General features: G+C 43.2%; 2 pseudogenes. One reads left to right on the plus strand and one right to left on the minus strand.

Annotated features, from left to right (window positions below):
• Positions 1–403, plus strand: a pseudogene (locus R7Z50_RS26855) (type I pantothenate kinase); the annotation flags it as partial.
• 6 nt (positions 404–409) lie between these two features.
• Here R7Z50_RS26855 and R7Z50_RS26860 read toward each other — a convergent pair.
• Positions 410–757: pseudogene (locus R7Z50_RS26860) on the minus strand (biotin--[acetyl-CoA-carboxylase] synthetase); the annotation flags it as partial.

The following is a 757-nucleotide window of genomic DNA, read 5'->3' on the forward strand; positions in this document are numbered from 1 at the left end:
TACTGATGAGCTAAAAAAAGTCGACCGACCTGACGTGCTTATTATTGAAGGCTTAAACGTATTACAAAGCGGTATGGACTACCCACATGATCCACATCGAGTATTTGTATCTGATTTTCTTGATTTCTCAATTTATGTTGATGCGGAAAGTGAAACGATAGAGCAGTGGTATGTTGAGAGATTTTTGAAGTTTCGCCGCGGAGCTTTTACTAAACCAGGCTCCTACTTCAGCCACTATACGCAGCTGTCGGTCGATGAAGCGAAAAGTAAAGCGAAAGAAATTTGGCGCAATATTAATGGACTCAATCTGGAATTGAACATTCTTCCAACCAGAGAAAGAGCCCATTTGATCCTCCACAAAGGTGCTAACCACCTTGTCGACAAAGTATCGCTAAGAAAGTAAAGGGGCTCAGTCCCCTTTTCTCAACGAAATTTCTCCGCCAATGTAGGTTTCCAAACCATTTTCAGTTTTGAGCACCACCCCACCCTGTTGGTCGATACCTTGTACCACTCCGTGTATTTCTCTCGGTCCCATAAGAAGCTTAACCGGTCGGCCGATAAAGTTGTCCAAACGATTCCAACGTTCAACAAAACCACCCAGTCCAGTCAGTTCATATTCTTCTAGCGCGGCTTTCCAATGATCGATAAGACGTATCGCCAATTGAGTTCTATCGATACTAACTTCATTGGAAATTTGGTTGAGTGTTGTCCAAGGTTGATCAATACCGGGCTGCACATCAGGCATGCCAATATTTAA

The organism is Vibrio sp. 1249-1, from assembly GCF_033340495.1.